We start from the raw sequence: 17,085 nt of genomic DNA, 5'->3' as shown, positions 1-17,085 counted from the left end.
GTTGCTATGAGGACGTTTGCTGAACTTTACGAGCATGTAAAAAATTTGCCGCCTAAAGTTATAGCTGTAGCCCAAGCAGCTGATGAAGATGTTTTGGAAGCGATTAAAGAGGCTCATGAAAAGGGGATAGTGAGGGCTATTTTAGTTGGAGATAAAGAAAAGATCGAGAGAATTGCTTCCTCTATAGGAATGTCTTTGAAAGACCATGAAATAGTTGAGGCGAAGAGCAACTTGGATGCTTGCCGCGAAGCCGTGAGACTTGTTAACGAAGGCAAAGCTGATATATTGATGAAAGGACTTGTACAGACTGCAGAAATATTAAAGGTAGTGTTGGATAAAGAGATAGGGTTGAGAACAGGAAGAACTTTAAGCCATGTGGCAGTTTTTGAATCACCCTATGAAAGACTTATATTACTTACGGATGCTGCAATGAACATTGCACCAGATTTAAAAGTTAAGATAGATATAATTTTAAATGCTATAGACGTTGCGAAGCAGATTGGAATTGATGCTCCAAGAGTTGCTATATTAGGAGCTGTAGAAACTGTTAATCCAGATATGCAGGCTACACTTGATGCAGCTATACTTTCAAAGATGAGCGAAAGAGGGCAGATAAAAGGAGCTATAATAGATGGACCTTTGGCTTTAGACAATGCATTATCTATTGAGGCTGCCCGTCATAAAGGCATAGTGAGTCCTGTTGCGGGTAACGCTGATATACTTGTTGTTCCTGACATAGAAGCAGGGAATATACTTTATAAAGCCATTACTTATATAGCTCAGAGGGAAATAGCAGGTATAATAATGGGGGCAAAGAAACCTATTGTGCTGACTTCAAGAGCGGATTCCAGCGATGCAAAGTTTAACTCTATAATGCTGGCTTCTCTTGCTTCTAATGTGTAAAAATTTTTCTGGGGGGTTTTCAATGAAAATTTTTGAAAAAATGCAAATTAAGGATTATGAAAACGTGATTTTTTGCTATGACAAAACTTCTAGCCTTAAGGCTATAATTGTAATCCATGACACCACATTAGGGCCTGCTCTTGGCGGTACAAGAATGTGGATGTACAATACAGAGGAAGAGGCATTGGAGGATGCTTTAAGGCTTGCAAGAGGAATGACGTATAAAAATGCTGCTGCAGGTCTTAATTATGGCGGAGGTAAAGCGGTGATAATAGGGGATCCAAGAAAAGACAAGACAGAGGCGCTTTTTAGAAGCTTTGGTAGGTATATAGAGGCTTTGAAAGGACGTTTCATCACAGGAGAAGATGTTGGGATTACTGTACAAGATGTAGAATACATGAGGTATGAGACAAAACACGTGGTTGGCCTTGCTGAAACAAGTGGGGATCCCTCTCCTGTAACTGCTTATGGGGTTTACAGAGGTATGCAGGCAGCTGCAGAAGAAGTATTTGGGACGGCTGATTTAAAAGGTAGAAAAGTGGCTATACAAGGCGTAGGAAAAGTTGGCTATACCCTTGCCAGGTATCTTTATGAGGCAGGTGCCAAACTCGTCGTTACGGACATATTTGAGGAAAATGTAAAGAAGGTCGTAGAAGAGTTTGGTGCAGAATATGTAAAGCCAGAGGAAATATATGGGGTTGATTGTGATATTTTTGCTCCTTGTGCTTTGGGTGGGATAATAAACGATGAGACAATCCCTCAGCTCAAGTGCAAGATCGTGGCAGGTTCTGCTAACAACCAGTTAAAAGAAGAAAAGCATGGAGATATACTGCAAGAAAAGGGAATTTTATATGTTCCTGATTATATAATAAACGCGGGCGGAGTCATAAACGTAGCCGATGAGCTAGAACCCTCAGGTTATAACAGGGAAAGAGCTATGAGAAAGGCTTCTATGATATACGATACCATAAAAAGTGTCATCAAAAAGGCAAAAGAAGAAAATATACCTACTTATAAAGCTGCTGACAGAGTAGCAGAGGAAAGAATTAAGGCTATTGCTGCAATAAAGACAAATTATATTTTAAAATAAAAAATAGGGAGGAGATTTTATGGAGATTTTCAAAATAATGGAGAAATATGATTATGAGAATGTGGTGCTCTGCTATGACAAAACATCAGGACTCAAAGCAATTATTGCTATCCACGATACTACTTTGGGACCTGCTTTGGGTGGCTGTAGAATGTGGACTTATGATTCAGAAGAAGCTGCTATTGAAGATGCATTAAGGCTTGCACGAGGAATGACTTACAAAAACGCTGCTGCAGGACTCAATTTAGGTGGAGGCAAAGCTGTAATAATTGGTAATCCAAGAACTGATAAATCAGAGGCCTTGTTTAGAAGCTTCGGAAGGTATGTAGAGTCTTTAAAGGGAAGATATATAACTGCAGAAGACGTAGGTACAAACGTGAAAGACATGGAGTATATAAGGTATGAAACAAAATATGTAGCAGGTCTTCCTGAGACTAGCGGAGATCCATCACCTTTTACAGCCTATGGAGTTTATAGAGGTATGCAAGCAGCTGCCGAAGAGATTTTTGGGACTTCAGATTTAAGAGGTAGAGTGGTTGCAATTCAAGGCATAGGAAATGTGGGATATCACCTTGCTAAATACCTCTATGAAGCGGGTGCCAAGCTCATTGTGACTGATATATTTGAAGAAAATGCAAAAAGAGCTGTAGAAGAATTTGGTGCAGAATACGTAAAGCCGGATGAAATATATGGAGTAGAATGCGATATATTCGCTCCCTGTGCATTAGGCGCCATAATAAATGACGAAACAATACCTCAGCTTAAATGCAAAATTGTTGCAGGTTCTGCTAATAACCAGTTAAAAGAAGAAAGACATGGAGATATTTTGCAGCAGAAGGGGATCCTTTATGTTCCGGATTATATAATAAATGCTGGTGGAGTCATAAATGTGGCTGACGAGCTCAATCCTTCAGGATACAACAAAGAAAGGGCTATGAGAAAAGTCTCTATGATATATGAGACGGTGAAAAAAGTCATTGAAAAAGCTAAGGCAGAAAATGTTCCTACCTATGTGGCAGCTGACAGAGTAGCAGAAGAGAGAATAAAGACTATAGCTGCTGTGAAAGATAACTACATCATAAGATAATGTTAATCTGAGGAAAGGCAAGAATTCCTTGCCTTTCCTCAGATTTGGATAAAGAAGTCATGTATACTATAATAGTATTAGAGGCGGAGGGATGGGTTTGGCTTTAATTTTAGTAATAAACCCTGGTTCTACTTCTACGAAAGTGGCAGTTTTTAGGGACAAAGAACCTGTCTTTACAGAGACTTTGAGGCATTCGACAGAGGAATTGAGCAAATACAAGAGAATAATTGACCAGTTTGAATTCAGGACACAAGCTATCCTTGATATGCTGAAAGAAAAAGAGATCTCTCTATCTCAAATTGATGCAATTGTAGGAAGAGGAGGACTTTTAAAGCCTATAGAGAGTGGGACCTACATTGTGAATGAAAAAATGCTGGAAGATTTAAAAAAGGCTGAAAGAGGGGAACACGCCTCTAACTTGGGCGCCATCATAGCTTACACTCTGGCGAAAGACTATGGCATTCCCGCCTATATAGTAGATCCCGTAGTAGTAGATGAACTTGAAGATGTAGCAAGAGTTACTGGATTGCCAGAGATCCAGAAGCAGAGCATCTTCCACGCCTTAAACCAAAAGGCAATTGCTAGGCGCCTGGCATCTGATTTGGGGAAAAGATACGATGAAGTAAACCTCATAATAGCACACTTAGGTGGGGGCATTTCGGTAGGTGCACACAGAAAGGGAAGGGTAATAGATGTAAATGATGCTCTAAATGGAGAAGGCCCTTTTTCCCCCGAAAGGGCGGGGGGGTTACCCGTTTTGGACTTGGTGAAACTTTGCTACAGCGGGAAGTATACTTTTGAGGAAATGAAGAAAAAACTCGTGGGTAAGGGCGGAATAGTGGCACATCTTGGGACGAATGACGTAAGAGAAGTATATAAAATGATTGAAGATGGGAACAAAAACGCAGAACTTGTTTTAGATGCCATGGCATATCAAACAGCAAAAGAAATAGGAGCTATGGCAGTTGTGCTAAAAGGAAAAGTGGACGCGATAGGAATTACAGGTGGGATTGCTCATAATGAAGATTTCGTTGAAAGGATAGCGGAAAGGGTAAAGTTTATAGCGCCTGTGTATGTATACCCTGGAGAGGACGAAATGCTGGCTTTGGCAGAAGGTGCATACAGGGTGTTGACAGGAGAAGAGGCTCCTAAAACATATGGTTAAAGGATGAGGTTAAATGGATTTCAAAAGGCTTACTATTGTAGTTGGGCACTATGGGAGTGGTAAGACAGAAATTTCTATAAATTATGCTGTTTATATAAAACAGGCGGGGAAAGAAGTAGAGATTGTAGACCTTGACATAGTAAATCCTTATTTTAGGTCAAGAGAAGTTAGAAAGGAACTTTTTGAAAAATGGGGGATTAAGGTAGTAGGTATTGAAGAAAAGTATGCAAATGCGGATGTTCCCATTATTTCTCGAACTGTATATGGCGCTTTGTACAGCACGGAAAAGCATGCCGTATTTGACGTAGGAGGAGATGATGTAGGTGCAACGCCTCTGGGGCAATACAGGCATATAATATGCGAGCAGGACCCCGAAGTGCTGCTAATAGTGAATGCTAACAGGCCTTTTACAAAAGATGCAGATTCTGTTATCAAGTATTTAAGAGCTATAGAGGGAGCTTCAAAGATAAAAGTCACCCATTTAGTAAACAACACTCATATGACCTATGAGACCACCGTCGAGGATGTGTTAAAAGGATTGGAGGTTGTAGAAGAGGTTTCAAGGAAAACAGGGATTCCGATAAAAATGGTAACAGTAAAAAAAGATATAGCAGCTCTTCTTCCACAGCTTGATTATCCTGTCTTTCCGTTGGACCTTTATATGAAAACTCCATGGGATAAAATGTGAGAGGAGGAATTCATGTGGCAAAGGTTATTTTCAACGAAGATTTATGTAAAGGTTGTGAATTGTGTGTAAATGCCTGTCCTAAAAAAATAATTGAGATGGACCTTGGCAAGATAAACACAAAAGGGTATCATCCGGCAACGATAAAACCTGAAAATATGGATAAATGTATAGCTTGCGGTTTTTGCGCTATGATGTGTCCTGATGTGGTAATAACAGTTATAAAGTGAAATGGAGGGGAGAGAAGATGGCAAAGGTTTTAATGAAGGGCAATGAGGCCATGGCAGAAGCTGCGATTCAGGCGGGGTGTAGGTACTACTTTGGGTATCCTATAACACCGCAAAACGAAGTAACAGAGTACATGTCTAAAAGAATGCCTGAGGTAGGCGGAGTATTTTTACAGGCAGAAAGTGAAGTGTCTGCCATAAATATGGTGTATGGTGCAGGTGGGGCAGGAGCCCGTGTTATGACTTCCACAAGTGGACCAGGACTTAGTCTTATGCAAGAAGGAATATCTTATCTGGCAGGTGCTCAAGTTCCTGCTGTAATAGTTAATATAATGAGAGGTGGTCCAGGTTTAGGTAACATTCAAGGTGCGCAGGGAGATTATCGTCAGTCGGTGAAAGGTGGAGCTCACGGAGACTACAGATTGATAGTTTTGGCTCCTTCAACCATACAAGAGATGGCGGATCTCGTTCAGGAGGCCTTTGATATAGCAGACGAATATAGGAATCCTGTTGTAATTTTGGGAGATGGAATGCTTGGTCAGATGATGGAACCGGTGGACTTTGATAATGCTAAAAGGAAGAAAAGAGAGCTTCCTGAGAAGACATGGGCGACTACAGGAAGAGGTAATAGAGAGCACAGGAATGTTATTAATTCTCTCTATATAGATCCTCCTGTTCTTGAGAAACACAATTATGTACTTTTTGAAAAATACAAGAGAGCGGAAGAAAAAGAAGTAAGGTATGAGACAATCAACTGTGAAGACGCAGAAGTAATTTTGGTTGCGTACGGAACAATGGCGAGGATAGCCAAAAACGTTATGAACATAGCAAGGCGTGAGGGCTATAAAGTAGGACTTATAAGACCGATTTCGCTCTGGCCTTTCCCCAAAGAACCTTTCAAAAAAACTGTGGATCAAGTAAAAGGATATCTTGTAGTTGAGATGAGTATGGGGCAGATGGTAGAAGACGTTCAGCTGGCTACTGATTGCAAGAAACCTGTGCTGTTTTATGGCAGGCCTGGAGGAATGATACCAGAACCTTCTATTATGTTGGAAAAGATTAGACAAATTGCAGGAGGTGGCAAGTAATGGCTGTAGTATTTGAAAAGACTAAAGGGTTAACAGATGTTCCTTTCTCTTATTGTCCGGGCTGTACTCACGGGATAATTCATCGTTTGGTAGCTGAAGTCATGGAGGAATTAGATGTATTGGATAAAGCTATAGGTGTTGCGTCTGTAGGCTGTTCTGTGTTTGCATATGATTTCTTTAATTGTGATATGCAGCAGGCGGCACATGGCCGAGCTCCGGCTGTTGCTACGGGAATAAAGAGAGTTCATCCGGACAAAGTAGTATTTACTTATCAAGGAGATGGAGACTTGGCGGCAATTGGTACAGCAGAGATAGTTCACGCTGCAGCACGAGGTGAGAAAATAACAGTTATCTTTGTAAACAATGCTAATTATGGAATGACAGGTGGGCAGATGGCTCCTACCACATTGGTAGGGCAGAAAACTACCACAACTCCTTATGGTAGAAAGCCAGAAGTCAATGGCTATCCCATAAGAGTAAGTGAAATGCTCTCAACATTAGATGGCGCAGCCTATATAGAAAGGGTTGCTGTGTATGATGTAAAGCACATAATACAGGCGAAGAAAGCCATAAAAAACGCTTTTTTGGCGCAGATTCAAAACAAAGGATTTTCACTCGTGGAAGTACTTTCCACCTGTCCTACTAACTGGGGGATGACTCCTGTGGAGGCTTTAAAGTGGGTAAAGGACCATATGGAACCTTATTATCCGTTGGGTGTTTATAAAAACACCTTAGAGGAGGTTAAGTAAAAAATGGAAGAAAGGATAATTTTTGCTGGTTTTGGAGGACAGGGAGTCCTCACAATGGGGCTTATAATAACTTATGCAGGAATGCTGGAAGGGAAAAATGTATCATGGACCCCTTCCTACGGACCTGAAATGAGAGGTGGTACCGCTAACTGCAATGTTACTGTTTCAGACGAAGAAGTTGGCTCTCCTGTAGTGATAGAAGCTACTTCGGTAGTAGCTATGAACAAACCCTCTTTGGATAAATATGAACCTTATGTCATACCAGGAGGAAAACTTTTTATAAACACCTCACTTATCGATAAAAAGCCACAAAGGAAAGATATAGAAATTTATGAGGTTCCTGCTAATGAAATTGCAAGTGAACTTGGTAACCTGAGGGTGGCTAATATGGTAATGTTAGGAGCATTTGTTGAAGCTACAAAGGTTGTAAAAATGGAAACAGTGCTTAAAGCTTTGCCGGAAGTCTTTGGGAAGGGCAAGGAGCACATGATGGCTATAAATGAAAAGGCTTTAGAAAAAGGAGCAGAGTTGATAAGAAATATGGTTTCTGCAAAATAAAGATTTTTTAGGCAGGGGGTTATCCCCTGCCTAAAGGCTTATTTCAGCAAAGGGGTGGGAATTTGAAGAAGTTAAGTGAAATTTTTGAAAAAGCAAGAGGGGCAAATAAAAAGTTTAGCGTTGCTGGAGCAGAGGATGTGGAAGTGCTTTTAGCCTGTGATGCCGCTAAAAAAGAAGGAATAGGTATTCCTGTTTTAGTAGGAGATAAAGAAAAAATTATTAAAATTTCAGAGGAAGCTAACATATCCCTTGAGGGTTATGAAATAATAGATGAAAAGGATGAGATAGAAAAGTGCAAAAAAGCAGTTTTGGAAGTAAGAGAAGGCAGAGCTTCTTTTGTCATGAAAGGGCTTGTACCTACTGCTACTCTTTTGAAAGCTGTGCTTGACAGTGAGACGGGCATAAGAGGAGAGGGACTTTTAAGCCATGTTATGGTATATGAAATTCCTGCTTATCACAAACTGCTTCTTTTAACAGACGGAGGGATGAACATAAGTCCAACTCTGGAGGAGAAGGTTGAAATATTAAAAAACGCCATAAAAGTGGCAAAGAGTTTGGGAGTAGAAAATCCTAAAACTGCCTGCCTTTCTGCTGTAGAAGTAGTAAATCCTAAGATGCTTTCAACTGTTGAGGCTGCAAAGTTAAAAGAGCTAAATCAAAAGGGAGAGATAGAAGGAATAGTAGACGGGCCTTTAGCTTTTGACCTTGCTGTAAGCAAAGAAGCAGCGGAACACAAGGGGGTAAAAAGTGAAGTTGCAGGAGATGCCGATATTTTACTTGTACCTTTTATAGAAGTTGGGAACGCTTTAGGGAAAAGTTTCACTTATTTTGCAAAGGCCAGAAGTGCTGGAATTGTAGTAGGAGCTAAAGCGCCTATTGTTCTTGTATCCAGAGCCGATTCCCATGAAGACAAATTAAATTCTATAGCATTGGCTTGTGCAATTTCTATTTAAAAATTTGATCTTGGGGGGAAATAAATGAAAAAGATAATGTTAGGCGATGAAGCAGTGGCAAGGGGGGCGTACGAGTATGGTGTGACCTTTGCTGCTGCGTATCCAGGCACTCCAAGTACAGAAATATTAGAAAGTATAGCCCAATACAAGGAAATATATGCGGAATGGGCTCCAAATGAAAAAGTAGCAGTAGAAGCGGCTATTGGAGCTTCTATAGCTGGTGCTAGAAGCCTTGCTGCCATGAAACATGTGGGGCTTAATGTGGCAGCAGATCCGCTTTTTACTTTTTCTTATACAGGAGTAAACGGTGGCTGTGTGATCGTAACTGCTGATGACCCTGGAATGCACTCTTCTCAGAATGAGCAGGACAACAGATATTACGCTAAATTTGCTAAAATTCCCATGTTGGAACCTTCAGACAGTCAAGAATGTAAAGACTTTGTCGGGATTGCTCTTGATATAAGCGAAAAGTATGACACACCTGTGCTTTTAAGGCTCACCACTAGGGTTGCTCACGGTAAAGGAGTTGTAGAATTAGGGGAAAGAAAGCCTGTTGAAATGAAGCCTTATAAAAAAGACATTCCGAAGTATGTCATGGTTCCTGCAAATGCTCAAAAAAGGCATGTAGTGGTGGAAGAGAGATTAAAAGTATTAGAAGAACTGTCTGAAAGAATTGAAATAAACAGAATTGAATGGGGCGGAAGGGATATAGGCATAATAACAAGTGGCATAAGCTATCTTTACGTAAAAGAAGTCTTTGGGGATGAAGTGTCTGTTTTAAAACTGGGAATGACTTATCCTCTTCCGTCAAAACTTATAAGAAAGTTTGCTGAAAGTGTAAAAAAATTGTACGTAGTAGAAGAACTGGAACCTTATATAGAAGAACATGTCAAGGCTTTGGGCATCGAAGTGATAGGTAAAGAAGTGATCCCAAGAATAGGCGAATTAAATCCTGCTATTATAAGGAAGGCGATAAAAAAAGAAGAACTTTCTCATGTATCGGTGGAGGTTAAAGTGCCAGGCAGACCTCCTATGCTTTGTGCGGGATGCCCTCACAGGGGGGTATTCTACGTTTTGAGGAAAAAGAGGGTTCCTGTTTTGGGGGATATAGGATGCTATACGCTTGGAGCTGCACCACCACTGGAAGCGATAGACACTTGTATATGTATGGGGGCAAGCATTTCTGGGTCCCATGGTTTTCAAAAGGCAATGGAACACGCGGGTAAAAAACAAAAAATTTTCAGCGTAATTGGTGACTCCACCTTCTTCCACTCTGGTATCACAGGGCTTATTGATATTGTTTACAACAAAGGCAATGCCGTTCCTATAATACTTGATAACCGCATAACTGCTATGACAGGACACCAGCATAACCCCGGTACAGGAAAGACATTGATGGGAGAAGATGCGCCTGAAATAGATATAGCTAAGTTGAGCGAAGCTATAGGAGTAAAGAGGGTAAGAGTAGTAAATCCGTTTAAATTAAAGGAAATAGAAGATGCCGTAGATGAAGCTATGAATACAGATGATACGATGGTTATAATAGCTAAAGGTCCATGTGCCTTGATTCCTCCTAAGCCCGAAGGAGAATGCAGGATAGACCAAGAAAAATGCAAAAAATGTAGCATGTGTCTTAGAATAGGATGCCCAGCTATAAGTAAAAAAGATGGCATTTTCAACATAGACCCTGACCAGTGCACAGGCTGCACTGTTTGCCAGCAGGTATGTCCTTTTGATGCGATAGAATGTGTTTCACATAGGGGCGAGGTGAAATAAAATGGCAGAGGTAAAAAGCGTATTGATGGTAGGGGTAGGAGGTCAGGGCACAATTCTTGCGAGCAATGTACTGTCAGAAGGATTACTCAAAAGTGGTTATGATGTCAAAATGTCAGAAGTGCATGGAATGTCTCAGAGGGGAGGAAGTGTCAGCACACAGATAAGGTTTGGGGAAAAAGTCTATTCGCCAGTGATTGAGATGGGAGCTGCTGATGTAATAGTAGCCTTTGAAAAAATGGAAGCTGTAAGATGGCTCAATTACCTCAAAAAAGATGGGATGGTGATTGTAAATACAGTTGAGATCCCTCCTCTTTCCGTATTAATAGGGAAAGAAGAATATCCAAAGAATTTGTTGGAAATACTAAAAAACAATGCCCACACAATTGCAGTGGAGGCTGATAAAATAGCTGAAGGCTTGGGAAATGTAAGAGCTCAAAATATAGTTCTTTTAGGGGTTCTAGTGAAGCATTTAGGGCTTATGGACATTGACTGGGAAGAAGTGATAAAAAACAATGTACCTAAAAAATATATAGACCTTAACATACAGGCTTTTAGAAAGGGGCTTGAAATAAACTAGGGGGGCAAAGCCCCTTTTTATTATTTCACGGGAAATGTATAATAGTAATTGAAAAATCCAGAGGGAGAGAAGGGAATGTTTTTACTCTACAGAGTCTTGCGGCGGATTGGAATTGCACTTCTCAAGATATTTTACTCCTTTAAAGTAGAAAGAGATGGTAACCTCTCAAAGGGCTCTTACATTTTTGTTTCAAACCATCAAAGTTTGCTTGACCCTGTAGCAGTAGTATGTGCCATCAAAACGCCAATTATATTTTTAGCAAGCTCGGAACTTTTTAATATTTATCTTTTGAAACCTTTCCTTTTGATAGATAAAGCGATACCTATTAAAAAGGAGTCAGCTGACTTAAAAGCCATAAAAAAGGCGTTGGAGAGATTAAAGGAAGGGTATTCAATTGGCATATTTCCAGAAGGAGGCATATCTCCTAAAGGAGTTATAGAAAAAATTTATGAAGGTGCCATGTACCTTGCTTATAAATCGGGTAAACCCCTTGTGCCTGTAGTTGTTCAGGGCACAAAAGAAGTTTTGCCTTTAGGGAAGTATGTACCTAAATTGAGAGGGAAAATAAAAGTTAAAGTAGGAGAACCTATTTTCCCCGATTTGAATAAAGATATAAAAGCAGAAATTGCAGAATTAAAAGAAAAAATAGAAGCCAGAATGAAGGAAATGCTAACAGGATAAAAAGGTTTTTTTGCACAGTAAAGACAACTGTGATAAAATATTATCGTACGTTTTACAGAAAGGGGATAGAGAATGGGAAGACTTTTTGGAACTGACGGTGTGAGGGGAATAGCGAACAAGGAATTAACTCCACAGCTGGCTTTTGAGTTGGGACGGGCAGGAGCTTATGTCCTTACAGAGGGGAGTCACAGGCCAAAGGTTGTAGTGGGAAAGGACAGCAGGATTTCAAGCGATATGCTGGAATGTGCTCTTATTGCTGGGCTTACATCTCTTGGAGCAGAAGTGGTAAGTGTAGGAATAATTCCTACGCCGGCAGTAGCTTATTTGACTAGGCTATATAAGGCAGATGCTGGAGTTATGATTTCAGCTTCTCACAATCCGATTGAGTACAATGGAATAAAATTCTTTGATAAGTTTGGCTACAAATTGCCTGATGAGCTGGAAGACAGGATAGAGGAAATTATAAATGAGAAAAAAGAACTTCCCGCTCCTACTGGCATTGGGATAGGGAGAAGAAAAGAAAGCACCACTTCCCATAGGGATTATATAGAATTTCTAAAATCTACTATTGATACAGACTTAAAAGGACTTAAAATAGTGATTGACTGTGCTTATGGGGCAAGCAGCACAGTAGCTCCTGTTTTGTTTAGAGAATTAGGAGCAGAGGTAATTACTTATGCGGCAGAGCCTTTAGGAGAAAAAATCAATGTGGGCTGTGGATCCACACACCCTGAAAAATTACAACAGCTTGTAGTAGAACATAAAGCGGACCTGGGGCTTGCTTTTGATGGAGATGCAGACAGATTAATTGCAGTTGACGAAAAAGGGAATATAGTAGACGGAGACCATATAATGGCTATATGTGCTATTGACATGAAAAGTAAAGGGAAATTAAAACACAATACTGTGGTAGCGACAGTCATGAGTAACATAGGATTTGAAATTGCTTTAAAGGAGCATGGAATTAAGCTTATAAGGACAAAGGTAGGAGATAGATATGTGTTAGAGGAGATGATAAAAGGTGGATATTCTATTGGAGGAGAACAGTCAGGACATATAATTTTTATAGATGACAATACTACAGGAGATGGAGAGATAACAGCTTTAAAACTTTGTTCAATAATGAAACATACAGGTAAAAAACTGTCTGAACTTGCTTCTTGCATGACTACCTATCCTCAGGTACTTGTAAATGCCAAAGTGAAAAATGAGCTTAAAGAAAAATATCTAGAAGATGAAGATATAAAGAGAGAAATTGAAAAGCTAGAAAAAGAAATGGAAGGAAAAGGGAGAGTCCTCATAAGACCATCTGGCACAGAACCTCTCATAAGAGTTATGGTAGAGGGGGAAGATTACGCTAAAATCAGCCAGATGGCAAAAGAGCTGGCTGATTTGATAGAAAGAAAATTGAATTGATTTTTTTGAAAGGAGGGATGCCTATAGGGAAGATGTAGAGGCGAGATTTAATGTAAGATTTAATTTAGAAGCGCCTGGACTTAAAGCCTTAGGGCTTTAAGTTGACGAGGACAGGGTTTATCGAGACATCGGCGGGTGCCCTGCGGTCTTCCTGCGACCGTTAGAGGACTGGTAAAACCACAGGCGACTGTGGCATAGAGCAGTCCGGGCAGGAAAATTTTATAAACTCACAGTGAGAGGAGACGCAATATGTGTGGGATTGTAGGATATATAGGAGATAAACAAGCTACACCTATACTGCTGGAAGGTTTGACAAGATTAGAGTATAGGGGATATGATTCGGCAGGAATTGCCATTTTACACAATGGCAATATAAATATAAAGAAAGCTAAAGGAAGGCTCAATGTCTTAAGAGAACTGGTTGAAAAAGACCATATGGAAGGTACAATAGGTATAGGGCATACCAGATGGGCAACCCACGGAGAACCTTCTGATACCAATTCTCACCCCCACCTATCTCAGTCAGGGTTAATTGCAGTTGTTCACAACGGGATAATTGAAAACTATCTTCCTCTGAAGAAATGGCTGATAGAAGAGGGCTATAATTTTATATCAGAAACAGATACGGAAGTGGTTGCAAACTTACTCGAATATTACTACAATGGCGATATAGTTGAAGCGCTTAGAAAAGTGCTGGATAGGATTGAGGGGTCTTATGCTTTAGGCGTTTTGTGCAAGGACAATCCGGATATGATAGTAGCAGCAAGAAAAGAAGCTCCTCTTATAGTAGGTATAGGAAATGGTGAAAATTTCATTGCTTCAGATATACCTGCAATTTTAAAATACACAAGAAATGTATATTTCCTCGATGACCACGAAATTGCCATAATCAAAAAAGACACTGTAGAATTTATAGATGTTTTTGGAAGGAAGATAGGCAAATCTCTCTTTGAAGTGAAATGGGACGTAGAAGCAGCTGAAAAGGGCGGCTATGAGCACTTTATGATAAAAGAGATTCATGAGCAGCCTGCCGCAATAAAAGATACTTTGAGGGGAAGGATAATTAACGATTCAGAGATAGTCCTCGACAGTATAAACATCACAAAGGAAGACCTTGAAAAAATAGAAAAAATCTTTATAGTAGCTTGTGGAACTGCATATCACGCAGGAGTTGTAGGGAAATACGTGATAGAGAGTTTTGCACGAATACCTGTTGAGGTAGATGTGGCTTCTGAGTTTAGATACAGGAATCCGATTGTGAATGAAAGAATGCTCACAATTGTTATAAGCCAGTCAGGGGAGACGGCTGACACAATTGCTGCATTAAAAGAAGCTAAAAGAAAAGGCTCGAGAGTGATAGCTATAACAAATGTGGTAGGAAGTTCTGTATCAAGGGAAGCAGATGAAGTCTTGTATACTTGGGCAGGACCTGAAATAGCTGTTGCATCTACAAAAGCCTATACTACACAGCTCATAGCTTTATACCTAATTGCACTGGACTTTGCCTTAAAGAAGGGGACTATGAGCAGTACAAAGGTTGTAGAGATTATCTCTGAACTTAAAAAACTACCTGACAAAGTTCAATACCTCTTGGACAACAAAGAAGAAATACAAAGGTTTGCCTCTGAGCATTATAATGTGAAAGACGTGTTCTATATTGGCAGAGGTCTGGATTACGCTGTTGCCATGGAAGGGTCTTTAAAGCTCAAAGAGATATCTTACATCCACTCAGAAGCATACCCAGCTGGAGAGTTAAAGCACGGAACGTTAGCATTGGTAGAAGAGGGTACTTTGATAATTGCACTGGCTACACAGGATGACCTCTTCGAAAAAATGTTGAGCAATATAAAAGAGGTAAAGGCCAGGGGAGGATATGTGGTTGCTTTTGCAAAGCAGGGAAACTTGCAGCTTGATGGAGTAGTGGATAAAGTCATATACATCCCCGACACCTTAAAAGAACTCACTCCTGTATTGACAGTAGTTCCTCTCCAGCTTCTGGCATATTACATGGCTGTAGAAAAAGGCTGTGACGTGGATAAACCGAGGAACCTTGCAAAATCTGTTACTGTGGAGTAAAATTTAAAGGGATAGGCAATTTTTCTGCTTGTCCCTTTTCTTACATAAGAGTAGAAAGGAGGACAAAAATGAGGAGCATTTACGTAAATACGCCGGCGAGAGAGGTTATGATAGATATTACTAGAGAAGTACAGGAGGAAGTGAAAGGGTCTGGAGTAAAAGAGGGAATCTGCACAGTTTTTGTTCCCCATACAACAGCTGGTATTACAATAAATGAAAATGCAGATCCAACAGTAAAAGAAGATATTTTATCTGCTCTTGACAAAATAATACCCAATATTTCTTTTAAGCACCTTGAAGGAAATTCTGATGCTCATATAAAATCTTCATTGGTAGGGAATTCTGTAACTGTGCTTATAGAAAACGGTGAGCTTGTTTTGGGGACTTGGCAGGGAATTTATTTTTGTGAGTTTGATGGGCCACGAAAAAGAAAGGTATATATCAAGATTATACCTTCATAACCCCCTCAGAGGGATTTTATTTTATTGGCAGTTTAAACTCCTGTAAAGGGGTTTTATTTTATGACAATTTTATATGTACAGTGGCATATATAGAAATATATACTTATTGAAATAAAAAAATATATATGGTACAATGGGGATGGCAAGGGGGGATTAAAAATGTTAAAATTTAGAAAGATAATTTTATCAATTGTGATTCTTTTTCTAATAATTACAATTCCTTTTCTGTCATATGCAAAAAATTTGCCTAAATTTTCTTTTGGGTCAAGGCTTTTGTACACAGGAACTTATGGAACAGACGTTTTAAAACTTCAGACTATACTAGAACAAGCTGGGTTTGACGTAGGGGTTATTGATGGTATATTTGGTTCGATGACTTTAAATGGAGTTTTGGACTTTCAGAGGAAAAAACACTTAAAAGTTGACGGGATAGTAGGTCCCCAGACTTATGCTGCTTTAGAGAATGTACACTGGACAGATCCCTTAGTTTATAGAATAAAACCGGGTGATAACCTTTACACCATAGCGAAGAAAAATGGCACTACTGTTGAAGACATTTTAAAGGCCAATGATATGGATGATCCAGATAATTTATATGTTGGTCAGCAAATTTTAATCCCTCATCCTCCAGTAGTTGTGCCTCCGGAATTATATGGTGCTACAAATTATCAAGAATTGAAGCAGAATATTGAAAAATTAATTTCTCAATATCCAGGGAAATACGGAGTGTACTTTATTGATTTAAATACAGGACAAACATTCGAGATAAATGGATATGACCCTTTCATAGCTGCAAGTACCTACAAAGTGCCACTTAATTTCTACCTGTACACGCTTATAACAGAGGGGAAAATAGACCCCGATATGAAAGTGCAATATACTAAAGTGGATTATGAAGGAGGAGCTGGGTCTATCCAGTTTGAACCTGTAGGAAGTTACTATACCATAAGGGAGCTCTCAAGGAGGTCAATTGTAGAGAGTGACAATATTGCATCTAACATGATTATGAGAATTGTTGGAAGAGATAATTATATAAAATTTATGGAAGATTTGGGAGGAAATATAATACCCTATAACAGCAATATTACGTCTCCTTATGATATGAGTATGTATATGAAGAAGTTATTGGAATACGCAAATGTACATCCTGATACTGCAGGGGAGTTGATGTACTATCTCAAAAATACCATATACGGTGATAGAATATCTTATCCAATTCCTGATGATATAGAAGTGGCACACAAAGTTGGAAATTTGGACAATGTTGTAAATGATACGGCAATTGTTTTCCATCCAACAAAGCCCTATATACTGACTATTCTTGCAAGTAATGTAGATGGTTCTGACAATTCCTATGCTTATACTGTTATAAGGCAAATTTCAAAAATGGTGTATGACTTCCAGAACGAATAAAAAAGTTTAAGCCGGGGAGTCTGGCTTAAACTTTTTAGTTTGTTGACAAAGTCCTTCTTATTTAAGTGGCATTTTGTGTTAATGCTCCGGAGTTGCAAAGCGACTAAACTAAGGCTCACTTTTCAGGCTCAGGCGGGGTACCGGCCAATTCGCCAAAAGGCTCAGGTGGCCGCTCGCTTC

17 protein-coding genes are annotated in these 17,085 nt (G+C 39.7%); all 17 read left to right on the top strand.

All coding sequences use genetic code 11. The features are described 5' to 3' along the window. Positions 1–6: 6 nt before the first annotated feature. The 17 genes from ptb (at position 7) to ACPLVE_RS07760 (ending at position 16,905) form a co-directional block, all read left to right on the top strand. The gene (gene ptb, locus ACPLVE_RS07840; RefSeq protein WP_424611011.1) at positions 7–903 is read left to right on the top strand and encodes a phosphate butyryltransferase; all 897 of its coding nucleotides are present in this window, start codon (positions 7–9) and stop codon (positions 901–903) included. A 22-nt stretch (positions 904–925) separates the two neighbouring features. Next, positions 926–1,993: a Glu/Leu/Phe/Val family dehydrogenase gene (locus ACPLVE_RS07835; protein WP_424611010.1), complete on the top strand. Its 1,068-nt coding sequence runs from the start codon at positions 926–928 to the stop codon at positions 1,991–1,993. Positions 1,994–2,012: 19 nt separating this feature from the next. After that, on the top strand, positions 2,013–3,080 hold the full coding sequence (locus tag ACPLVE_RS07830; protein WP_424611009.1) for a Glu/Leu/Phe/Val family dehydrogenase: 1,068 nt from the start codon (positions 2,013–2,015) through the stop codon (positions 3,078–3,080). Between the two features lie 91 nt (positions 3,081–3,171). After that, complete coding sequence (buk, locus tag ACPLVE_RS07825) at positions 3,172–4,245, top strand: butyrate kinase (protein ID WP_424611008.1); 1,074 nt, start codon at positions 3,172–3,174, stop codon at positions 4,243–4,245. Between the two features lie 13 nt (positions 4,246–4,258). Further along, positions 4,259–4,933 (top strand): hypothetical protein, encoded by a 675-nt coding sequence (locus ACPLVE_RS07820; protein WP_424611007.1) that lies wholly within the window; start codon positions 4,259–4,261, stop codon positions 4,931–4,933. A gap of 14 nt (positions 4,934–4,947) precedes the next feature. Next, on the top strand, positions 4,948–5,160 hold the full coding sequence (locus ACPLVE_RS07815) for a 4Fe-4S binding protein (protein ID WP_349121573.1): 213 nt from the start codon (positions 4,948–4,950) through the stop codon (positions 5,158–5,160). Positions 5,161–5,177: 17 nt separating this feature from the next. Further along, complete coding sequence (locus tag ACPLVE_RS07810; RefSeq protein ID WP_424611006.1) at positions 5,178–6,245, top strand: 3-methyl-2-oxobutanoate dehydrogenase subunit VorB; 1,068 nt, start codon at positions 5,178–5,180, stop codon at positions 6,243–6,245. Continuing rightward, positions 6,245–6,994 (top strand): thiamine pyrophosphate-dependent enzyme, encoded by a 750-nt coding sequence (locus ACPLVE_RS07805; RefSeq protein ID WP_424611005.1) that lies wholly within the window; start codon positions 6,245–6,247, stop codon positions 6,992–6,994. Before ACPLVE_RS07810 ends, ACPLVE_RS07805 begins: the two co-directional genes overlap by 1 nt. Positions 6,995–6,997: 3 nt before the next feature. Continuing rightward, positions 6,998–7,552: a 2-oxoacid:acceptor oxidoreductase family protein gene (locus ACPLVE_RS07800; RefSeq protein ID WP_424611004.1), complete on the top strand. Its 555-nt coding sequence runs from the start codon at positions 6,998–7,000 to the stop codon at positions 7,550–7,552. Between the two features lie 62 nt (positions 7,553–7,614). After that, a complete protein-coding gene (locus ACPLVE_RS07795; RefSeq protein WP_424611003.1) occupies positions 7,615–8,505 on the top strand; it encodes a bifunctional enoyl-CoA hydratase/phosphate acetyltransferase in 891 nt (296 codons plus the stop codon). 24 nt (positions 8,506–8,529) lie between these two features. Then, positions 8,530–10,281, top strand: coding sequence for an indolepyruvate ferredoxin oxidoreductase subunit alpha (gene iorA, locus ACPLVE_RS07790; protein WP_424611002.1), 1,752 nt, complete (start codon positions 8,530–8,532; stop codon positions 10,279–10,281). Position 10,282: 1 nt separating this feature from the next. Beyond that, positions 10,283–10,858, top strand: a complete 576-nt coding sequence (locus tag ACPLVE_RS07785; RefSeq protein ID WP_424611001.1) for an indolepyruvate oxidoreductase subunit beta — start codon at positions 10,283–10,285, stop codon at positions 10,856–10,858. A 75-nt stretch (positions 10,859–10,933) separates the two neighbouring features. After that, positions 10,934–11,539 (top strand): lysophospholipid acyltransferase family protein, encoded by a 606-nt coding sequence (locus ACPLVE_RS07780; RefSeq protein WP_424611000.1) that lies wholly within the window; start codon positions 10,934–10,936, stop codon positions 11,537–11,539. A 72-nt stretch (positions 11,540–11,611) separates the two neighbouring features. Further along, on the top strand, positions 11,612–12,955 hold the full coding sequence (gene glmM / locus ACPLVE_RS07775; RefSeq protein ID WP_424610999.1) for a phosphoglucosamine mutase: 1,344 nt from the start codon (positions 11,612–11,614) through the stop codon (positions 12,953–12,955). 249 nt (positions 12,956–13,204) lie between these two features. Further along, positions 13,205–15,031 carry a glutamine--fructose-6-phosphate transaminase (isomerizing) gene (gene glmS / locus ACPLVE_RS07770; RefSeq protein ID WP_424610998.1) on the top strand — a complete coding sequence of 609 codons (1,827 nt, stop codon included), beginning with the start codon at positions 13,205–13,207 and terminating at the stop codon, positions 15,029–15,031. A 68-nt stretch (positions 15,032–15,099) separates the two neighbouring features. Beyond that, positions 15,100–15,492 carry a secondary thiamine-phosphate synthase enzyme YjbQ gene (locus ACPLVE_RS07765; protein WP_424610997.1) on the top strand — a complete coding sequence of 131 codons (393 nt, stop codon included), beginning with the start codon at positions 15,100–15,102 and terminating at the stop codon, positions 15,490–15,492. Positions 15,493–15,651: 159 nt separating this feature from the next. After that, positions 15,652–16,905 carry a serine hydrolase gene (locus tag ACPLVE_RS07760; RefSeq protein WP_424610996.1) on the top strand — a complete coding sequence of 418 codons (1,254 nt, stop codon included), beginning with the start codon at positions 15,652–15,654 and terminating at the stop codon, positions 16,903–16,905. The last annotated feature ends 180 nt before the right edge of the window (positions 16,906–17,085 follow it).

The sequence above is a fragment of the Caldanaerobacter sp. genome, from assembly GCF_049701115.1.
Taxonomy (GTDB): domain Bacteria; phylum Bacillota; class Thermoanaerobacteria; order Thermoanaerobacterales; family Thermoanaerobacteraceae; genus Thermoanaerobacter.
This window is presented reverse-complemented; position numbering and strand designations above follow the sequence as displayed.